At 71.2% G+C, this 14,277-nt stretch carries 14 protein-coding genes; 7 read left to right on the top strand and 7 right to left on the bottom strand.

Going from position 1 to position 14,277, the window contains the following annotated elements:
• Positions 1-12: 12 nt before the first annotated feature.
• A complete protein-coding gene (locus HS104_10915) occupies positions 13-891 on the top strand; it encodes a hypothetical protein (GenBank protein ID MBE7480479.1) in 879 nt (292 codons plus the stop codon).
• Positions 892-911: 20 nt separating this feature from the next.
• Here the strand turns inward: HS104_10915 and HS104_10910 are convergent, their stop codons facing one another.
• Positions 912-1,997 carry a hypothetical protein gene (locus HS104_10910; protein ID MBE7480478.1) on the bottom strand — a complete coding sequence of 362 codons (1,086 nt, stop codon included), beginning with the start codon at positions 1,995-1,997 and terminating at the stop codon, positions 912-914.
• A gap of 121 nt (positions 1,998-2,118) precedes the next feature.
• Between HS104_10910 and HS104_10905 the strand changes: the two genes are divergently transcribed.
• Together HS104_10905 and HS104_10900 are read left to right on the top strand one after the other, a co-directional pair.
• Positions 2,119-2,796 carry a hypothetical protein gene (locus HS104_10905; GenBank protein ID MBE7480477.1) on the top strand — a complete coding sequence of 226 codons (678 nt, stop codon included), beginning with the start codon at positions 2,119-2,121 and terminating at the stop codon, positions 2,794-2,796.
• Between the two features lie 184 nt (positions 2,797-2,980).
• Positions 2,981-4,324: a protein kinase gene (locus HS104_10900; protein ID MBE7480476.1), complete on the top strand. Its 1,344-nt coding sequence runs from the start codon at positions 2,981-2,983 to the stop codon at positions 4,322-4,324.
• Between the two features lie 210 nt (positions 4,325-4,534).
• Here HS104_10900 and tesB read toward each other — a convergent pair whose 3' ends face one another.
• Together tesB and HS104_10890 are read right to left on the bottom strand one after the other, a co-directional pair.
• Positions 4,535-5,401 carry an acyl-CoA thioesterase II gene (tesB, locus tag HS104_10895; GenBank protein ID MBE7480475.1) on the bottom strand — a complete coding sequence of 289 codons (867 nt, stop codon included), beginning with the start codon at positions 5,399-5,401 and terminating at the stop codon, positions 4,535-4,537.
• 18 nt (positions 5,402-5,419) lie between these two features.
• On the bottom strand, positions 5,420-5,863 hold the full coding sequence (locus HS104_10890) for a hemerythrin domain-containing protein (GenBank protein MBE7480474.1): 444 nt from the start codon (positions 5,861-5,863) through the stop codon (positions 5,420-5,422).
• Between the two features lie 21 nt (positions 5,864-5,884).
• On the opposite strand from HS104_10890, the gene HS104_10885 reads away from it, so the two are divergent.
• Together HS104_10885 and HS104_10880 are read left to right on the top strand one after the other, a co-directional pair.
• A complete protein-coding gene (locus HS104_10885) occupies positions 5,885-6,991 on the top strand; it encodes a DUF2249 domain-containing protein (GenBank protein MBE7480473.1) in 1,107 nt (368 codons plus the stop codon).
• On the top strand, positions 6,988-8,259 hold the full coding sequence (locus tag HS104_10880) for a hypothetical protein (protein ID MBE7480472.1): 1,272 nt from the start codon (positions 6,988-6,990) through the stop codon (positions 8,257-8,259). Before HS104_10885 ends, HS104_10880 begins: the two co-directional genes overlap by 4 nt.
• A gap of 1 nt (position 8,260) precedes the next feature.
• Here the strand turns inward: HS104_10880 and HS104_10875 are convergent, their stop codons facing one another.
• From HS104_10875 to HS104_10860, 4 genes are all read right to left on the bottom strand, one after another.
• Positions 8,261-8,998 carry a carbohydrate ABC transporter permease gene (locus HS104_10875; protein MBE7480471.1) on the bottom strand — a complete coding sequence of 246 codons (738 nt, stop codon included), beginning with the start codon at positions 8,996-8,998 and terminating at the stop codon, positions 8,261-8,263.
• A gap of 101 nt (positions 8,999-9,099) precedes the next feature.
• Positions 9,100-9,966 (bottom strand): sugar ABC transporter permease, encoded by an 867-nt coding sequence (locus HS104_10870; protein MBE7480470.1) that lies wholly within the window; start codon positions 9,964-9,966, stop codon positions 9,100-9,102.
• Entirely contained in the window at positions 9,966-11,246 is a 1,281-nt protein-coding gene (locus HS104_10865) for an ABC transporter substrate-binding protein (protein MBE7480469.1), read from the bottom strand. The genes HS104_10870 and HS104_10865 overlap by 1 nt, the downstream gene beginning before the upstream one ends.
• A complete protein-coding gene (locus HS104_10860) occupies positions 11,213-12,256 on the bottom strand; it encodes an ABC transporter ATP-binding protein (GenBank protein MBE7480468.1) in 1,044 nt (347 codons plus the stop codon). The genes HS104_10865 and HS104_10860 overlap by 34 nt, the downstream gene beginning before the upstream one ends.
• 54 nt (positions 12,257-12,310) lie before the next feature.
• Between HS104_10860 and HS104_10855 the strand changes: the two genes are divergently transcribed.
• Together HS104_10855 and HS104_10850 are read left to right on the top strand one after the other, a co-directional pair.
• Complete coding sequence (locus tag HS104_10855; GenBank protein MBE7480467.1) at positions 12,311-13,531, top strand: SUMF1/EgtB/PvdO family nonheme iron enzyme; 1,221 nt, start codon at positions 12,311-12,313, stop codon at positions 13,529-13,531.
• A complete protein-coding gene (locus HS104_10850; GenBank protein ID MBE7480466.1) occupies positions 13,507-14,277 on the top strand; it encodes an SGNH/GDSL hydrolase family protein in 771 nt (256 codons plus the stop codon). The genes HS104_10855 and HS104_10850 overlap by 25 nt, the downstream gene beginning before the upstream one ends.

Raw genomic sequence — 14,277 nt, 5'->3', positions numbered from 1 at the left:
CTGGGGCACGCAATGGACACGAGCTTTTCCCGACCGCTGGCGCTGGCGCTCGGGCTGCACGCCCTCGTGGCGCTCGCTGGGCGCTCGCTGGCAGCGCCGGCGGTCGGGCCTCCCGCGCAGCCCGCCCCGGGCATCGACGAGCTCGGGATCCTCGTCGAGAGCGAGCCGCCGGCCGCCGCCGAGCCGGGGCCGGCGCTCGGTGCCCTGGCAGCGCGTGGCGCGCCGGCCGCAGCGCTCACGAAGCTGGCTCGCGGCCCTGCGCCGCTCGTCGGGCAGCAGACCGGCAGCGAGCTCGGCAACGCTGGCGAGGCGGCCAGGCCGAGCGCGGCGGCCCCCGTGCCGGAGATGGCCGCGAGCCCCGAGCGCCCGGTGGACCTCGGCCTCGGCGGGCTCTGGGCTCGCGCCGGCCTGCCGGATCGCCCGAAGTCCGGCTGGCGCACCGGAGCCGACGCGGCCGGTGGGCTGGGCGCCGGCCTCGAGGCTCGGGACCAGGAGCGCGGCCTCGCGCGGGGTGGCGTGGTCGCGACGCTGGCCCGCAGCGCGGCCATCGGCCTCGGCCCGAGCGAAGGCGAGGCGACCTTCAGCGTGCTGACGGACCGCGACGGCAAGGTGACCAGCGTGAGCCTGGGCGAGGCTCGGGGCGGCGCGTGGGAAGCCACGCTCGGCGAGCTCCGGCGCTCCCTCGCTCGGAAGCGCCTGCGCGTGCCGCCCGGGGCGAACGGGCTCGCGGTTCAAGTGCTGGTGCGGGCGCGCCTGCAGCTGCCGAGCGGCTCCCGACCCGGCGAGGCCATCCGCGCCCGAGGCGCCGGCGCCGAGTTCGACGTCGCCGACCTCGGGGCTCGACCCGCGCGCGTGGTCAGCGCGCGGGTCACGAACGAGCGCTTGCTCTGAGCCCGCTCGGCGGCACCGCCTCAGAAATGCCCGCTGATGCCAGCGCTCCTGTAGCCGACCCAGGGCATCACCCGGGGCGCCTCCGCACGGGCGCTGCTCTTGGTGCTGCCGGAGCTCAGGAGCAGCAGCGTCACGCCGGCGCCGATCCCGACGATGCCGACGCCGAAGCCGACGTAGGAGAGCGTCTTGGCGCTGTCGCCGTCCTCGTCGAGGGCGACGATGTCCTCCTGAACCGACTTGTCGCAGGCGGAGCCCGGCCCCGTGTTGCTGCCACAACCGCTCTTGTCGAACAGGTCGTCGGCATCGGAGTACTTTCCGGAAGCCGTGAGCGCGAACACGGTCCCGAGGCCGAGCCCGACGGCGCCGACGCCGAGCGCGACGTAGCCGCCGATCTTCATGCCGTTCGAGCCCGAGCTCGTACCGCGGTCACCGGCTCCGTCTGCGCCCTCAGGCGAGCCCGCGCCGTCTCCGCCGCCCCCAGCCGGAGCGCCAGCGCCCGGCTTGGCGACGAGCGCGAGCGCGACCGACTCCTTGCCGCCTTCCTTTACGGTGAGGGTCACGACCTCGGACTCCATGTCCTTGGCGTAGGCCTGGAACTTGTGCTCGCCGGGATCGACCGGGCGCGGTACGCCGACCAATGCCGACGGCACCTGCACGCCGTCCTGAGTGACGGTGACCTGCGCCGCGCCTGCACCCTGGACGTTCACGGTCACGTAGGGGAGCCGCGGCTCGAGCGCCGCGAGCTCGGTCTCGGCAGCCCGCTTCGCTTCCTTGAAGGCTGCGGGCGCGTCGTCCGCGATGTTCGCGCGCTTGATCTGTAGGTAGTTTTCTCGAGCTTTGACCAGCTGGCCGAGCTTCTCGTGAGAGCGCGCGATGTAGAGCAGGTGAGGGGGCGCCTTCACGAGTGATTGGGCACGACTGAACAGGTCGATGGCATCGGCCCACCGCGACTCGTTGAAGGCCTTTGCCCCCTCGCTGGCGGCGGCTCTGGCACCCGCACGCTCGTCGTCCGACTGAGCGAGCCCCAAGGTCGAGTGTGACGCCAGTGCCACCGCCAAGAGGCCGGCGGACATGCGACCACGCCACGTGCTCGGTATCTCCGACATGATGGCGGAGCCTACATCAAGCACACCGGAAGCGGGTAGACCTGGCGTCTTCGGGCACATCCCGGCACAAACCGGCCGAAATCGCCCCGGCGTCGAGCGTGAGATCCGCTAGCATGGCAGTGTGACCCAACGCGGCGGCAGAGGCCCCGTCATCAACGACGACAACGCGGCGACGTTGGTCATGCGCCCGTCCGAGCGGCCGGTGCTGCCCGCCGACCCGTCGAACCTGATGACGGCCTATGCGCCGCCGAACGAAGAGCTGCTCGAGCTCGCGCGCTACCAGCCCCCAGATTCGGGCGGGGCGGAGTCGATGCGCGGCCGAGCTCCGGCCATTCCTCTGCCGCCCATGAGCGGCGACGCTCCGGAGTGGATTCGGGCGGCGCGCGCCATGGCCAACGCCTTCGAAGCCTGCATCCAGCGCGGAGAGGCGGACGCCTTCGAGCGCGCCGCCATCGAGCGGGCCTGGTACGCCTACACGATGGGCGGTGTCTCGCCGCGCCAGGTGATGCGCGTCGTCCGGTTGGTGGGTCACGCCCACAATGCGCTCTCCAAGACACCGCCCGATCGTCTGCACGTGGCCATCGAGGACTGTGCGCTCCTCATCTACAACGGCCTGCCTTCCATCGTCCGCTCGACCGTCCCGTACGATCGCGTGCGACGGGTCGTCCACTACCTCAGCCAACAACCCAATGCCTGGGTCGGCATCGTCGAGGGCAGCGTGGAGCTGTTGGGCTGGAAGGACGCCGCGCAAGCCCACGCGGCCTCCATCCTGCGCTCCATCATCGACAAGGAGATGTGACGCGCGAGCGGGTCGAACGCCGCGTTTCCGCGGTTTGTCGGCGATTCTGCGAGCGTTTCGTGCCCCACGTCAGGCCTGGGTGTAGACTCCGGCCGGAGCGCCTGCGGAGGAGTCCGAGTTGTTCGAGCCCGGCACGATCATCGAGGGAAAGTACAAGATTGTCCGCCCCATCGGCGTGGGCGGCATGGGCGAGGTCTACGAAGGGGAGAACGTCCGCATCAATCGCCGCGTGGCGATCAAGGTGCTCCACGCCGCCGCCGCGCAGAACTCGGACGCCGTGGCCCGCTTCGAGCGCGAGGCTCAGGCCGCCGGCCGCATCGGCAGCGACCACATCCTGGAGATCTTGGACCTCGGCACGCTGGACGGCGGCGAGCACTTCATCGCCATGGAGTACCTGGACGGCGAGACGCTCGGCGCCCGCATCGAGCGCGTAGGCCGCATGACCCCTGGCCAGGTGTACCCGCTGATCCGCCAGGCCCTGGTCGGGCTCAAGGCCGCGCATGGCGCCGGCATCATCCACCGCGATCTGAAGCCCGACAACCTGTACATCCTGCGGGAGAAGGCCGGCACGCCGGACTTCGTCAAGATCATCGACTTCGGCATCTCGAAGTTTCACGCCCTGGGCAGCGACATGAGCATGACGCGCACGGGCGCCGTGATGGGCACGCCGTATTACATGTCGCCGGAGCAAGCCCGCGGCAGCCGCGACATCGACGTGCGCAGCGACGTGTACGCGATGGGCGTGATCATGTACGAGGCGCTCTCGGGCGCGAAGCCCTTCGACGCGGAGACGTTCAACGAGCTCTTGTTCAAGATCGTGCTCTCGACCCCGCCGCCGCTCGCGGAGATCGTGCCGGGCATCGATGTCGCCTTCGAGAGCATCGTCTACAAGGCCATGGCGCGGGACGTCGCGCACCGCTTCCAGTCGGCGGAGGACATGATCCAGGGCCTCGACGCCTGGGCGCAGGGCGGCAAGCCGGTGACCATCCCGCCGGAGATCGGCCACGGGCCATCCCCGGACGTCGAGATCCCGCGTGCAGCTCCGCTCCCGGCGGCGGGCATGCCGGCCCACGGCGCGACGGCCAACGGCGCGGTCTGGTCGAGTTCGAGCGACCAAGTCGTCACGCCGATGAAGAAGAGCAACGCGCCACTCTTCGCCGCGATCGGTGCCGTGGGCTTCGTGCTGGTCGCCGGTGGCGCGTTCGCCGCCTACAAGGTCGCCACCCGTGGGGCGCCGGAGGCCGCGTCGGCAGCGTCGGCGATCCCCGAGGTCGCCGCCGCCGCCCCCGAGCCGACCGCGAGCGCGGAGCCGGCCGAGCCCGCGGAGACCGCCGAGCCCGCGCCGTCCCCGTCCGCCTCCGCAGAGCCGGCGCAGCCGGAGGCCGTCGCGGCCAAGCCCACGGCGCAAAAGCCGGTCATCGGGACCAAGCCCGTGGTCAAGCCCGTGGAGAAGCCCACGACCACGACCAAGCCCGCGGAGAAGCCGGCGACCAAGCCCAAGCCCGGCGGCGACGACTTCGGGTACTAGGGGGGTCCCTCATTCGCGCTCCGCGGGCGGCAGCAAACGCCATGCGACGCTTCCGTTCGGTCGAAACGGCCGGCGCCGGTCCCGGCCGGTTCTCGCCCTCGGGTCTCGATGGCGGAACGTGATCTGATCATGGCAAGACTGCTCGAGTGATCCCGGGGCTCGGCTGACCGCCGAGCGGCGCGCATCGCGCATCGGCGCGCACCTGCGCCCCTAGCCCAGCCGCTGACGGATCAGGCCCTCTTGCGCCGTCGACGCCACGTGCCGGCCGTCGCGCGTGAAGACCATGCCGCGCACCAGGCCGCGCCCGCCCCGCGCGGCTGGGCTCTCGATGCTGTGCAGCAGCCACTCGTCCATGCGGAACGGCTCGTGAAACCACATCACGTGATCGAGGCTCGCGACCTGCATCCCCGGGCTCAGCCAGCTGACCCCGTGAGGCAAGAGCGCGGTGCCGATGAACGAGTAGTCGCTGGCGTAGGCCAGCAGGTAGCGGTGCAAGGCAGGGTCGTCGGCGAGCTTTCCGACCGCTCGAAACCAGACGTCGCGGCGGGCCGGGGCCACGGCCGGCCGACGCGGATCGAGCACTGGCTGCACGGGCTTGATCTCGAACGGTCGCTCGGCGGTGGCACGCTCCAGCAGCTCCGCCGGTAGGTCGGCCAGGAGCCGAGCGAGCTGTGCGCCTTCGGTAGGCAGCGTCTCCGGCGCTGGCACCTCGGGCATCGCCGAGCTGTGCGCGAAGCCCTCTTCCTCGGTCTGAAAGGAAGCGGCCAGGTTGAAGATCGGGTGTCCGCTCTGCACCGCCACCACGCGTCGCGTGGTGAACGAGCCGCCGTCACGGATGCGGTCGACCTGGTACACGATCGGCTTCGACACGTTGCCCGGCCGCAGGAAATAGGCGTGCAGCGAGTGCGCTTGCCGCTCCGGCGGCACCGTCTGCACCGCCGCCGACAGCGCTTGCCCGAGGACCTGCCCGCCGAACACCGTTCCCCAGCCGAGATCCTGGCTCTGGCCGCGGAACAGGTTCTCCTCGATCTTCTCCAACGCGAGCTGGGTCACCAGCTCGTCGAGCACCTTGGACATGGCCGACGCTTTAGCACGCTAGCCTTGGTACTTCTTCAGTCGCTCCGCCAGCTCCGACCACGCGCTGGTCAGCACGTTGTCGGCGATGGGGTAGAGCACGCCCTCCTCCTTGACGTTGTGCTGCTGGATCAACATCAGGAGCGTGTCCCCTTGATCCAGCACGCCGGCGAGGTCGCCGCGTTCCATGGCGCTCGCCATTTGGTCGAGCAGTCCTTTCATCTGCGCGTGCTCCATGCGCATGATGTGGGTCGGTCCGCCGCCGTGCATGCCGGTGGCGTCCTCGAGGGCAGGGAACAGCACCTCCTCCTCCATCGCGAAGTGCTGCCGCATGGCGTGCGCGAACGCGGCGAAGCGCGCCCGGGCGGTGGCGGAGTCGTCTGCAGCGGCCTCGAGCTCCGCCCAGAGCTCGTCGCAGCGGCGGTGGTCATGGGTGAACAGTTCGCCAGGGCTCGCAGAGCTCATGATTTACCTCCAACAGCGCTCATGTTATCGGTCGATAACATGGCCTGGTCGTTCCGGCGAGCAAAAACCGACGTGCGCCAGCAGCAGATCGTCGAAGCCACCCTGGCGTTGCTCGCGGACTCGCCCCTCGACCAGCTGAGCACGCGGCAGATCGCGCGGGCCCTGGGCATCTCCCAGCCCGCGCTGTTCCGACACTTCGCCTCCCGCGACGAGCTGCTCATGGCCGTGATCGCGGCGACCCAGAGACAGCTCGGCGAGATCGCCGAGAGCGTGCTCTCCGAGCCGGTCGGACCGGTCGAAAAGCTCGAGGCGCTCGCCCGTGCGCTGCTCCGGCACCTGCACCGTCACCCCGGTCTGCCACGGCTGCTGTTCGCGAACGTAGCCAGCGGCGAAGGCCCGCTGTTCGACGCGCTCAAGCAGCTCTACTCGATGCAGCGCGCCCTGGTCACCGAGCTCACGCGCGAGGCGCAGCGGGCTGGTGAGATCGACCCGAGCATCGACCCCCGCGACGCGGCCACGCTGTTCGTGGGGATGTTGCAGAGCATCACGCTGATCCGGCGCCTGGACGCGCGCCCGGATCCGCTCGAGGCCGAAGGAGCGCGCCTGCTCGGCATCTGGCTGCGCGGCGTGCGCGCGAGCTCCAGTGCTCTGCCGGCGCTGCCAGTCGAGTCATTGCCGGTGCCCGAGGGCCTCCGGGCCCTCGACGTCCGACCGATCCTCGAGCAGGGCACCGATCCGCTCGACGCCATCCTAGAGGCGCTCGCCGCCGTGGGGCCAGGCGGTGTGCTGAAGCTCACCGCTCCATTCCGGCCGGAGCCGCTCCTCGCCCTGCTCGGGGGCCGCGGTCACGCGCTCGCGGACCAGCGCCTCGGCCCGCGCGAGTTCCTGGTCGAGGTAATCCACGGCGGGCAACCGGTGCCCGAGGACCTGCGCGACCTCCCGGCGCCGGAGCCGATGGAACGCGTGCTCGTGGCGGTGAGCGCGCTGCCGCCGAGCGGCGTCTACCTCGCCCGCTTGCCGCGGAACCCCCGGCTCCTCGTGCCGCACCTCCGCGAACGCGGTCTCATCCACCAGATCTACGAGGAGCCCGACGGCAGCGCGCTCGTCCGGGTGTATCGGCCGAGATGAGCGCCGGCATGTCGATGGGCAGCCTGCGCCCCGAACAGGGGCCGCCGCTCGGCATCCCGGCGAGCTTCTTCGCCACCGCGCCGCTCGGCGTGCTCGGCGCAGGAGCGCTGTTGATCGCCGGCGGCTCGTCGTTGCTCTGGACCCGCTTCGCCGGGGCGACCGCCGCGCTCGTGCACCTGGGAACGCTCGGTCTGCTCGGCTCGGTGATGCTCGGCGCGCTCTACCAGATGATCCCGGTGGTCGCCGGCGCGCCGGTCCCGCTGGCGCGCGCGGCGCACGGGGTGCACGCCGGCTGGGTGCTCGCGGTGAGCGCGCTGGTCTGGGGCTTCGCCGCCGAGCAGCGCACGGCGTTGGTCGTCGGCGCGAGCCTGCTGTCGCTGGTCTTCTTGGCGTTCCTGGTGCCCACGGGCGTCGCGCTCGCGCGGGCACCCGTGACGGGACCGACCGTGGCCGGCATGCGCGTGGCGGTGCTCGGCCTTCTGCTGGTGGTGGTGCTCGGCGTCTGGCTCGGCCACCTGCGCGGCTCCGGTGTGCCGAGCCCGCGCTACCCCGGCGTGCTCGCCGCGCACGTCTCGGCGGGGCTCGTGGTCTGGATCGGCGGCTTGATCGCCGGAGTCAGCTTCCAGGTCGTGCCCATGTTCTACCTGACTCCAGCCTTCCCGCGCTGGCAGACCCACGGCCTGGTAGCGGGGTTTGCGCTCGCGCTCGCGTGCCTCGTGCTCGCCCTCGTGCTCGGCGCGAGCCCGACCGTCACCACTCTCGCGGCGCTGCCGGGCGCGCTCGCGGCCTGGGCGCTGCACCCGATCTGTACCCTCGTCGCCATCGCCCGCCGCCGGCGCAAGCGCCCGGACGCGAGCCTCTGGTTCTGGAAGGCAGGGCTGGGCGCCGCCCTCGCCGCGTTGCCGAGCGCAGCCCTCGCGCTCTTCGGGGACGACTCGCGCTGGCCCGTGCTGTTCGGGTGGCTCGTGCTCTGGGGTTGGGCAGGTTTGATCGTGCACGGCATGCTCGGGCGCATCGTGCCCTTCCTGGTCTGGTTCCATCGCTACTCGAAGCGGGTGGGGCTCGAGCCGGTGCCGTCGATGAAGCAGCTCTTGCCGGAGCGCTACCAGCGGCTGGGCTTCGCCGCGCACCTCTGCACGCTGCTCCTCGGCATCGCAGCGCTCGCGAGCGGTCTCGATCCGCTGGCGCGCGCTACCGGCGTCGGCTTGGTGCTCACGGGGCTCGCGCTGGGCGCAACCGTCTTGCGCCCGCTCGCCCACGGCCGATAGCTCAGATCCCCTTGCTCGCCACCGCTCGGAGCAGGTGGCGCTGCGCGAACGCGAACACCGCGAGCGCAGGTGCGCTGAGCAACACGTTGCCGGCCATCACGATGTGCCAGCGCACGCCGGTGCCCTGCTCGCGCAAGAGCGCGATGCCGAGCGGCAACGTGCGTACGGCGTCGTCGGTGGTCATCACCAGCGGCCAGAAGTAGTCGTTCCAGTGGTAGACGAAGCTGAACAAGAAGAACGACACCAGGGTCGGCTTGAGCATCGGGGCGAGCAGGCCGTAGACGATGCGGAGCTCGCTGGCGCCGTCCATCCGGGCAGCCTCGATCAGCGAGTCCGGTACGCTTTGCAGGGCCTGGCGGATCAGGAAGGTGCCGAAGGCGCTGACGCCGAAGGGCAGGATCAGCGCCGTCATGGTGTTGACCAGCCCGACCTCGGCCAGCATGGCGAAGACGGGCACGAAGCGCACCTGTGCGGGGATGAGCAGCGTGGCCACCACCAGCCCGAAGGCCAGGCCCCGCCCGCTGAACTTGAGCTTGGCGAGGGCGTAGCCCGCCGGCAGCGCCACGGCGATCTGCACCACCGCGATGCCGAGGGCCATCAGCGTCGTGTTGAGGAAGTAGCGCGCCAGCGGCATCGACTCGAGCACCGCTCGGTAGGCGGCGAAGCTCAGTCCCGAGGGCAGGGGAGCGGTCGGCGCCCGCACGATCTCCGGCAGGGTCTTGAAGCTGGTCGCCAGCATCCACAGGTAGGGCAGGAGCCAGACCGCGGCCGCCACGCCGAGCAGCAGGTTGACCACGCCCTCGGCGAGCGGGCGCCGCAAGGTCCGGGTCTCGCGTCCGCTCACGCCGCCCCCTTCTTGCGCCAGGCCCAGAGCTGGAGGGCGGTCAGCCCGAGCAAGAGCACGAAGAACACCACGACCAGCGCGCTGGCGCGGCCGACCCGCAGGTTCAGGAAGACCTGCTCGTAAATGGCGTAAACGAACACGCTGGTCGAGCGCACCGGGCCGCCCTGGGTCATCACCCGCACCACGTCGAAGACCTGAAAGCTCGTGATCAGGCTGGTCGTGCCGACGAAAGCCGCAGTCGGCCGGAGCAGCGGCCAGGTCACGTTGACGAAGCGTTGCCAGGCGCCGGCGCCGTCGAGGGACGCCGCCTCGTAGAGCGAGCGCGGGATGTCCTGCAAGCCGGCCAGGAACAGCACCATCGAGTATCCCGCGATCTTCCAGATGGTGACGCCGGAGAGGGCGTAGAGCGCCGACTTGGGGTTACCGAGCCAGTTGGTGGTGGGCAGCCCCACCGCACGGCAGAGCGCGGTGAAGGCGCCGGCGTCCGCGTCCAGCACCCAGAGCCAGAGCAGCGCCACGCTCACCCAGGACACGACGTAGGCGCTGAAGATGGCGCTGCGCACGAAGGCCGCGAAGCGCGTCGGCCGGTTCAGCGCCAGCGCCAGGCCGAGCCCGAGCGCCATCGAGCCGAGCACCACGATGACGCTCAGGGTGAGGGTCGTCCCGAGCGCGTGCCCGAGCTCGCCGGAGTCGATCAGCGCTCGGTAGTTGTCGAGCCCGACGTAGCGCGGCGGCGTCAAGAGATCCCAGTCGTAGAGGCTGGTCTTGGCGGCCTGGATCAGCGGCACGAAGAAGAACACCACCAGCAAGAGCAGCGTGGGACCGAGCATCCAGAGCAGGTCGAGGCGGCGGCTCGGACGCATCAGCGCCACCTCCGCGCGAGCGAGCGGGCCTCGTCGAGCGCGACGCGCGTGTCCCGCCCGCCGAGCACCGCGCCCTCCAGCCGCGGCTGCACGATCTCGCGCTGCACGCGGAACAGCTCCGGCGACCAGGGCCAGGGCCGCGCGACCTCGAGCTGATCGAGCGCAACACGGTCGTTCGGGTGTTTCTCGTAGTAGCCGTCCCGCTCGAGCTTCTCGATGGCGGCGCGGGTCACCGGCAGGTAGCCGGTGCTGGTCGCCCAGCTGATGGCGCTGTCGGTCTGGTGCATGAAGCGCAGGAAGGCCCACGCCGTGAGCTTCTCCGCTTCGGGTGCGGCGCGCAGCATCACCCAGTGCGTGCCGCCGGTGGGCACCGCGCGTCGCGTCTCGCCGGGCAGCGGGGCCGCGACCACGGGGAACGGCGCGTTCTCTTCCAGGTATTTCAGGAACGCCGTGCTGGTCCAGATCATCGCCACGCGCGAGCCCAGAAAGTCCTGGTTGGTCTGCTCCCAGGCGTTGTAGTCGCGGCCCGGCGGCGGCTTCATGCTGCGATCCTCGAGCACCAGGGTCTTCCAGAAGTCGAGGGCGCGGACGCCCGCTTCGCCGCCCAGGCTCACGCTGCCGTCGGCCTCGACGACGTCAGCACCGGCCTGTCCGACCAGCGCGGCCCAGAACCACCAGTCGATGGGACAGCCGAAGCCGTAGCGAGCGGGGCTCCTGGTCAGCACGCGGGCCGTCTCCCGGAGCTCGGCCCAGGTCTTGGGTGCTGCGAGCTTCGCCTCGGCGAACAGCTTGCCGTTCAGGTAGGCGATGGGCGTCGAGCGGTTGAAGGGCAGGGCGACCAGCCGCCGGTCCGCGCCGCCGACCCACGAGCCGCTCTGACCGAGCGCCGGCACGATGCCGAGCTCGCCCGCGCCCGGGTAGCCGTCGAGGGGCTCGAGCACGTCCGCCTCGGCCAGGTACGGCACGACCTCGCCGACCACGTGGGAGAGAGCCGGCGCCCGCCGCGCCGCGATGGCGGTGCGGAGCTTCGCGAGTCCCTCGAAGTAGTCGCCCTGGTAGATGGGCTTGATCCAGTGCTCGGTCTGAGACTGATTGAAGGCCCGAACCAGCGTCTCGAGCACCTGCCGGTTCTTGCCGCCGTAGGTGAACCAGAGCGGGGCGACCTTGCGCCCCGGAGGCGGCCCGGCCGCCGCACAGCCGGCCAGCCCCGCGGCGCTCGCGGCGAGGAACGCCCGGCGCCCGAGCCTCACAGCGCCTTCCCCGTCTCGCGATCGAACCAGCGCAGGTGCTCCGGGGAGAAGCCGATCGAGACGCTCGTCTCGGGCGCCGGCGTCTCGAAGCCGGCGACCTTGGCGCGCAGGGTGACCGCGCCCGCGGCCAGCTCCAGGTGGGTCTCGCTGCCGTGGGGCTCGGCGCTGACCACGCGGGCCTCGGCGTTGATGGCGAGCTCGACGGCTGCGCTCCCAACACGCACGTGCTCCGGGCGAATGCCGAGCAGGTCGCCCGGGTCGGGTGCCGGCAACGCGAACCCCGCGGCGCGCGCCTGCTCCGCCTCGATCAGGTTCATCGGCGGCGAGCCGAAGAAGCCCGCCACGAAGCTCGTCGCCGGCGCCTCGTAGATGCGCCGGGGCGTGTCCACCTGCTCCAGCCGCCCCGCGCGGATCACCGCGATGCGGCTCGAGAGCGTCATGGCCTCGGCCTGATCGTGGGTGACGTAGAGCGCCGTCGCGCCCAGTCGCCTGAGGAGCTTGCCGAGCTCCACGCGCAGCTCGGCGCGCAGCGCCGCGTCCAGGTTCGAGAGCGGCTCGTCGAACAGGAACACGGCTGGCTCGCGCACGATGGCACGACCCATCGCCACGCGTTGCTGCTCGCCGCCGGACAGCTCGCCCGGCCGGCGATCGAGCAGGCGCGTGATGCTCAGGAGCTCGGCGGTCTTCGCCACCGTCGCCTCCCGCGCGCTCTGGCTCACCCCGCGCATCTTGAGCGGGAAGGCCATGATGTCGCGCACGCGCATGTGCGGGTAGAGCGCGAAGCCCTGAAAGACCATGGCCACGTCGCGGTCCTGGGGCGCCACCCGGGTCATGTCCTTGCCGCCGATGAGCACCCGGCCGCTGTCGGGGAAGTCGAGGCCCGCGACCATGCGCAGCGTGGTGCTCTTGCCGCAGCCGCTGGGCCCGACCAAGCTGACCACCTCGCCGGCGGCGACCTCGAGGCTCACGTCGTCCACCGCCGGGCGATCTCCCCCGGAAAAGCGTCGAACCAGGCGCTCGAGCTGGAGGTCGGTGGCCATGGCGATCCCGGGTGGTATACGGGAAAACCCGGTCGATCAGGAATTTCGCGAGATATGGCTCCGGCAGGCGACATAGCGGCTCTCTTCGGCGCCCTGGGGCTTGTCGCGCTCTTCGGCTGCGACACCCGCACCTCGCAGGCGGCCTCGGTTCCCGCGTCCGCCGCCTCGCCGGTCGCGAGCGCCAGCGCAGCGCCGGCCGCGACCGCGACCGCGGCGCCTGCAGCTTGCCCGGCGGGCATGGTCCTGATCCCCGGCGGGCCGTTCAAGGCCGGCAACGACTCGCCGGCTGCGGCGCCCGAGGAGACGCCGCGCTTCGAGACCGAGGTCGCGAGCTTCTGCCTCGACGTGACCGAGGTCACGGTGGACGCCTACGCGGCCTGCGTCACGGCAGGAAAGTGCGTGGCACCCGCGGCGGAGGGGCGCTTCTGCAACACTCGCTTCGACGATCGCGGCGACCACCCGATGAACTGCGTGGACTGGAGGCAATCCCACGCCTACTGCGAAGCCCAGGGAGCGCGTTTGCCGAGCGAGCTCGAGTGGGAGTACGCCGCCCGTGGCGGCAGCGAGTACCGCGCCTACTCCTGGGGCTCGGAGCCGCCGGACGGCCGCACCTGCTGGAAGCACGTGGGCGGCTCGTGCCGCGTGAAGGAGTTCCCCGCCGGTGCCTTCGGCCTCTACGACATGATCGGCAACGTCTGGGAGTGGACCGACGACTGGTTCGGCGACTACCCGTGGCCACCGCCCGCTGGCACCAACAAGGTCTACCGCGGCGGCAGCTGGAGCCGCCGCTTCGAGAAGTGGATGAGCCCGCGGCTCCGGAACCGCTGGCCTCCCGGCATGTCGGGCTCGCACCTCGGGTTTCGCTGCGCCGCGACGCCCGGCGACGTCAAGTGCCCGTTCGGCAGGAGCGGCGACGGCAAGCACTGCTTGCACGGGGTGACCAACGTGAGCTGCCCCGGCCGCGCCAAGTGGAACGGCGTGCGCTGCGCCCTCGAAGCCGAGCCCGAGTGCCCGGCGGGTCGGGAGAAGCGGCCAGGACACGGCTGTGTGCTCACCCTGGACGTCAAAGGGCCAGGCCCCGCTGCCGACAGCTCACCGGTATCCCGCGTGCGGACGCCGGAGTACGACGCGGATTGCCAGCAGAACAAGCCGGGGCGCCCGAGCGCTTATCGCTACAGCGGCGGCAGCCACCACGCGCGAAATCAGGTGAGCGGCGCCGCGGGATGTGCCAATCGAGACGTGGGAGTCGGATGGAACTCGACGTGTTGTCCGTGAAGATCCTGATCGCCGCTGCCTTGGCGATCGCCTGTGCGCCAGCTGCCGCACTTGCACCGGCCTCCGCACCCGCGCCCGCGAGCCGCGTGCTCTCCGGGGAGCCGGCGGTGTCCACGGAGCGCGCCGCCACCCCGCCGCCGGAGGCTTCGGCCGAGCCCATGGCGGCAACTCGTGCCGAGCCGCCCGCTGCGCCGGCGCCGAGCGAGCCCGCGCCGCTGCCGGAAGGCACCATCGTCTTGCACATCGGCGACTCGATGGCCGGCGCGCTGGGCGTGGCGCTGAATGCCGAGCTCGAGCAGCACAAGGTCAAGGGGCACTTGCGCTTCAAGACCGCGAGCTACATCCCGGGCTGGGCCGGCGGGCTCGAGCTGCCGCTGCACCTCTCGCAGCTGAAGCCGGATCTGGTGCTGATCACGCTGGGCACGAACGAGGTGAAGATGCCCGATCCGACCCAGCGCGCGCCGATGTTGAAGAAGATCGTGAAGATGATCGGCGACCGCCCCTGCGTGTGGATCGCGCCGCCGGTCTGGACCCAGGAGAAGGGCCTCTACCAGGTGATTCGCGACAACATCGCGCCGTGTCGCTACATGGACACCGAGGTCGTGTACCCGGACATGCCCCGCCTGAACGACAAGATCCACCCCACCATCGGCGCGCGCCAGGAGTGGGCGAAGCGCGTGGTGGCCTGGCTCGCCAAGGAGCGCCGCCCGACACCGGACAAGCCTTGGGCCCTGGCCCCGGAGTGA

This window comes from Polyangiaceae bacterium (assembly GCA_015075635.1).
Taxonomy (GTDB): domain Bacteria; phylum Myxococcota_A; class Polyangia; order Polyangiales; family Polyangiaceae; genus JADJKB01.
The sequence above is the reverse complement of the archived record's forward strand: the minus strand, read 5'-3'. Positions and strand labels throughout refer to the sequence as shown.

Coding starts and splice junctions, on each gene's coding strand:
- HS104_10875 (MBE7480471.1), bottom strand. CDS start 8,998: ATGCTGGCGACCAGCTTCAAGACCCTGCCGGAGATCGTGCGGGCGCCG.
- HS104_10885 (MBE7480473.1), top strand. CDS start 5,885: ATGTTATCGGTCGATAACATGGCCTGGTCGTTCCGGCGAGCAAAAACC.
- HS104_10850 (MBE7480466.1), top strand. CDS start 13,507: ATGGAACTCGACGTGTTGTCCGTGAAGATCCTGATCGCCGCTGCCTTG.
- HS104_10910 (MBE7480478.1), bottom strand. CDS start 1,997: ATGTCGGAGATACCGAGCACGTGGCGTGGTCGCATGTCCGCCGGCCTC.
- HS104_10915 (MBE7480479.1), top strand. CDS start 13: ATGGACACGAGCTTTTCCCGACCGCTGGCGCTGGCGCTCGGGCTGCAC.
- HS104_10890 (MBE7480474.1), bottom strand. CDS start 5,863: ATGAGCTCTGCGAGCCCTGGCGAACTGTTCACCCATGACCACCGCCGC.
- HS104_10860 (MBE7480468.1), bottom strand. CDS start 12,256: ATGGCCACCGACCTCCAGCTCGAGCGCCTGGTTCGACGCTTTTCCGGG.
- HS104_10900 (MBE7480476.1), top strand. CDS start 2,981: ATGGGCGAGGTCTACGAAGGGGAGAACGTCCGCATCAATCGCCGCGTG.
- HS104_10855 (MBE7480467.1), top strand. CDS start 12,311: ATGGCTCCGGCAGGCGACATAGCGGCTCTCTTCGGCGCCCTGGGGCTT.
- HS104_10880 (MBE7480472.1), top strand. CDS start 6,988: ATGAGCGCCGGCATGTCGATGGGCAGCCTGCGCCCCGAACAGGGGCCG.
- tesB (MBE7480475.1), bottom strand. CDS start 5,401: ATGTCCAAGGTGCTCGACGAGCTGGTGACCCAGCTCGCGTTGGAGAAG.
- HS104_10870 (MBE7480470.1), bottom strand. CDS start 9,966: ATGCGTCCGAGCCGCCGCCTCGACCTGCTCTGGATGCTCGGTCCCACG.